The sequence below is a fragment of the Microbacterium sp. genome, assembly GCF_036566905.1.
In the GTDB taxonomy this organism is placed as follows: Bacteria; Actinomycetota; Actinomycetes; order Actinomycetales; family Microbacteriaceae; genus Microbacterium.
In genome coordinates, this window is record NZ_DATCVK010000177.1 from 1 (window position 1) to 4451 (window position 4451).

Here is a 4451-nt window from a genome sequence, read left to right on the forward strand (position 1 = left end):
CGACCCGGCGGGGGAGCCGGGTCGGCGGCGCGCCACGCGAGCTTGCGGCGGATCGTCTCGCCGGCCGCCGCGCGGAGGGCGGCCGGCTCCGGGTCGTCGCCGGTCAACCGGTCATCGGGTTCGTACCAGAGCGGATACAGCTGCGACACGTGCCGGTGGGCGATGTTCTCCGGGCTCCCCGGATCGATCCACTCCGCCAGCGTGCCGTCGTCCGCCACGCGGTACAGCGGCAGCGCGGCCGCGAGCGCCGCCCACCGCGCGTCCAGCGTGTGGTCGTCGCGGGCGTCCGCCAGGATCGCCGCCGCACGGGCCGCGTCGCGCAGGATCGCGACATCCATCGTCGCGTCCACGGCGAGCGGCGTCGCCGCATCGAGCGGGGTGTTCTCAGGCGAGTAACCGGGCACGATGTGGAGAATGCCGTCGCGCGCCACGAGGGCGGTCTCGCCGAAGCGCAGGACGCCGGTCACGAGCTCCCACAGCCGGTCGTCGACGAGCGAGCGATCACCCGTGGTGGCGACGAGATCGGCCGCGAAGCGCAGGATCCAGCCGCCGCAGCCGGTCCAGAACGCGTGAGGGAAGGCGCTGTTCAGATGGTCGGCGGCTCCGTGGGTGGACATGCGTGAGGGCAGCAGCATGCCCTCCGCGCCGAACACCCGCCGGGCATTGGCACGGTAGTCGTCGAGATGCGCCAGCACGAGGTCGAGCAGGGAGCGCACCAGCTCCGGCGTGCCTGTCGCGACGGCCCCCGCCAGAGCGCCGTTCTGCACGTTCCCGTTCAGCGTGTAGTCCGCGGACCACGCCGGCTTCCAGGTTCCCTGCCATACACCCTGCAGCGTCGGCGGCAGCTCACCGGTGGCGGCGATGACATGGGCGCGCCCGACCAGGTACGCGACCTCGACCGCCCGCCGCAGGGCTCCCTCGTCGCCCTCTCGTGCGCGGTCCCAGATCGCCTCGACCGTCTCGGCGTCGGCGGCCCCGGCGAGGGAGAGGGACGAGGCGGACACGAGCGCCCGGTGCGCCGCGGTCCGGCTGATCAGGATCTCGTCCCACCGTTCATCGGGTGCCGGGTTCGCGGGGCGACCATCGACGGCGACGTCCAGCCGCAGCAGGAGCGGCTCGCCGGACGGGACGAGCGCGCGGGCCTCGAGCGCGCCGTGGTCACCGGGGACCACGTGCCAGCTCCCGCTCGCGCACGTCGTGACCAGCGCACGTTCGTCGGAGCCGTACACCCCGAGCGCACCCGGATCGCCCGGGACGCCGCGAGCCGAGACGGCGCCGGTGTAGTCGGGAGCGAACGATGCGCCGGGGGCGTCGTCCGCGGCGAGGGAGAGGGTGAGGCGGACGGATGCCGGAGTCTCGGCCTCGAGCGCGACCCAGACGGTGTCGTACCCGCGCGGTGCGACGAGGCTGACCCGGCGCGCAGCGCCGGACTCGTCCCGCCAGTGCACCGCAACGACCCCGCGCTGCGGATCGATCGTCCGGCGGGGGTCTACGACGCCGCCGTCGCTCTGGATCGTGAGGGCCGCGCACATCCCGAGCGGGTCCGTCCAGATGAGATCGTCGAAGCCCGCGTCGGCCAGGGCGTGGGCGAACAGGTCGGCCGCGGCATCCCGATCGCCCGAGAGCAGCGCCGTGCGCAGCCCCGGCAGTGCATCACTGAGGTCGGGGGCCGGGGGACGGCGGTTGGCGGGCACGAAGAAGCGCTCGTGCGCAACGCACACGGTGAGCCGGTCCGGCGGACCGAAGACGACGGCGCCCACGCTGCCGCTGCCGGTGATCAGGCCGTCCTCCCAGGTGGGGGCGGCCGAGGCGGTGGTGAACACGTCGTCCTCCTGGCGACCGCCAGGGGTGCGGACCGGCGGCGTGCGCGACGGGATCACGCTCAGAGCGATTCCCGCCGCACGATCGACGTCGGCAGCACCTGGACCTTCTCCGCGGGCAGGCCCCGGATGGTGGCGAGCAACGTGTCGGCCGCCGCCCGTCCCATCTCCTCGAGCGGCTGGCGCACCGTGGTCAGCGGCGGATCCGACGTGCTCGCGATGAGGACGTCGTCGAAGCCGACCACCGAGACGTCGGTGGGGACGCGGCGTCCCGCGGCCTGGAGCACCCGGATCGCACCTGCGGCCATCAGGTCGGATGAGGCGAAGATCCCATCGAGATCGGGTGCGCGCTGCAGCAGCCGGGCCATGGCGGCGGTGCCGCTGTCGAGCGTGAAGTCGCCGTGCACGATGGGCCCGGGCGTCAGGCCGTGTCGAGCGAGCTCGTCGGTCCATCCGCGGGTGCGCTCCCGTGCCTGCTCCAGATCGAGCGGGCCGGTGATGATGCCGATCGAGCGGCGGCCCGCCTCGATGAGTGCGCGTGCTGCCAGCACGCCGCCGCCGTAGTTGTCGGAATCGATGACGATCGGATCCGGACCGATGTCGGCGTGAGGGCGACCCACCCACGCGATGGGCACGGGGGAGTCGGCGAGCCGCTCGACCAGGTGCGTGATCTCGTGCTGCAGGATCACGATCGCGCCGTCGAGGGCACCGGACCGCAGGAAGCGGGGAATGCGGTCGAGGTCCTCATGGTCGGCGGGCAGGAGGACGGGCTGCACCTCGCCCGCCGACAGTCCCTTGGCGGCGCCCTTCAGCACGGCGGTGAAGAACGTGCCGCTCAGGCTTCCGAGCTCGTCGAAGGCGATCACCAGACCGATCGCCCCGGCGCGTCCGCCCCGCAGGACTCGCGCGGCGAAGTTCGTCTCGTAGCCCAGGCGCCGCGCCTCGCGTTCGACGGCCGCAGCCATCGCGGTGTCGACGTTCGTCGCGCCGGCGAGCACGCGGGCGGCTGTCGCGCGGGAGACCCCAGCGGCCTGCGCGACGTCGACGATGGTGGGTCGGACCATAGCTCCCCCCGTGAGCGTGGACGTGGAGGCGAAGATCGTTCTCTCGCCGTCTCCATCATTGCACGGCCGAGGGTCGTTTTGCCGATCGGACGCGCGGAATCGGGGTCGGCGCCGGGGCAGGGCGCGAACCGGGCATGACGGGAAATTCGTCGCAGGGTTGCCGTCGGCGCGGTCCGGCGGCTACTGTGGCGGTTGCTGAGAGATCGATCTCTCATCACGGAGCCAAACCTCCCGCAGCCACATGTCCCCGAAGAAGAGGAGCTGTTGTGAACCGTCGCAAACTGGCCCTGCCCATCGCAGCAGTCGGCGCACTCGCGCTGGTGCTGTCCGGATGCTCGGGAGGATCGGGCTCCGGCTCCGATGATCCCGACGCCGAATTCGAGTTCTGGTCATTCACCGGCATCGGTCAGAAGGACTCGGTGGATCGTTACCTCGAGGAGATGCCCGACGCCAAGGTGAAGCTGTCGGAGGTCGGCAGCACGACCGAGACCGCCACCGCGCTGACCGCCGCGCTCGCCGGTGGCCGCGTCCCCGATCTCGTCATGATCCAGAACGACGATCTGCCCAAGTTCGTGGAGAACCCGGGCAACTTCGTCGACCTGCGCACGCTCGGCGGCGACGATGTCGGCGACGAATACCTGGACTGGGCGGTCGACGCCGCCACCGCCGCTGACGGCTCGCTGATCGGCATCCCCACCGATGTGGGCGGCCTGAGCTTCGCCTACCGTGCCGATCTCTTCGAAGCGGCCGGCCTGCCCACCGATCCGGCGGAGGTCGCGCAGATGTGGTCGTCGTGGGACGACTTCATCGCCATGGGCGAGAAGTACACGGCCGCCACGGGCCAGCCGTTCGTGGACAACGTCGAGACGTCGGTGTTCTTCTCCACCGTCAACCAGGTCACGGAGAAGTACTACTCGCCGGACGGCGAGCTCATCTTCGACACCAACCCGCAGGTCGAGGAGGCGTTCGACGTCGCCGTGCGCGCGTACGACGCCGGCATCAGCGCCGACATCCCGGCGTGGTCGTCGGGCTGGGCCCCGGGCAAGGCCAACGGCGCCTTCGCGGTGACCACGGCGCCGTCATGGATCCTGTCCGGACTCAAGAACGACGCTCCCGATACGGAAGGCGACTGGCGGATCGCGTCCATTCCGGGTGTCGGCGGCAACTGGGGCGGAAGCGTCATCGCCATCCCCGCCCGTGCCGACAACAAGGCGGCGGCCTGGCAGTACATCGAGACGATGCTGTCGCCGGAAGGTCAGACGGAGCACTTCGCGCAGACCGGAACCTTCCCCGCGGCCGAGGCGGCGCTCGAGAGCGACGAGGTGAAGGGCTACACGGACCCGTTCTTCGGCGACTCGCCCATCGGCGCCACCATCAGTGAGTCCGTGCTGCAGTTCAACTCGTTCTACAACGGCCCCGACACCAGCGCGATCGGCGGAGCCCTGCTCAACGCGCTCGTCGACATGCAGGCGGGCAACGTCGCTCCGGCCGACGCCTGGGAGACCGGCGTGGCCAGCGCGAAGGCCGCCATCGGGGGCTGAACCCCACCCGACCAGCGGTGGCCCGG

Annotated in this window: 3 protein-coding genes; 1 reads left to right on the plus strand and 2 read right to left on the minus strand. The window is 71.5% G+C overall.

Annotated elements, in window-relative coordinates; translation table 11 throughout:
• Both VIP82_RS14375 and VIP82_RS14380 read right to left on the minus strand, forming a co-directional pair.
• Window positions 1–1823 (minus strand): glycosyl hydrolase family 95 catalytic domain-containing protein (locus VIP82_RS14375; RefSeq protein WP_331909768.1); only part of this gene is annotated, 1823 nt, incomplete at its 3' end.
• A gap of 59 nt (window positions 1824–1882) precedes the next feature.
• Window positions 1883–2884 (minus strand): LacI family DNA-binding transcriptional regulator, encoded by a 1002-nt coding sequence (locus VIP82_RS14380; protein WP_331909770.1) that lies wholly within the window; start codon window positions 2882–2884, stop codon window positions 1883–1885.
• Window positions 2885–3150: 266 nt separating this feature from the next.
• Between VIP82_RS14380 and VIP82_RS14385 the strand changes: the two genes are divergently transcribed.
• Window positions 3151–4425, plus strand: coding sequence for an ABC transporter substrate-binding protein (locus VIP82_RS14385; protein ID WP_331909772.1), 1275 nt, complete (start codon window positions 3151–3153; stop codon window positions 4423–4425).
• Window positions 4426–4451: the final 26 nt, after the last annotated feature.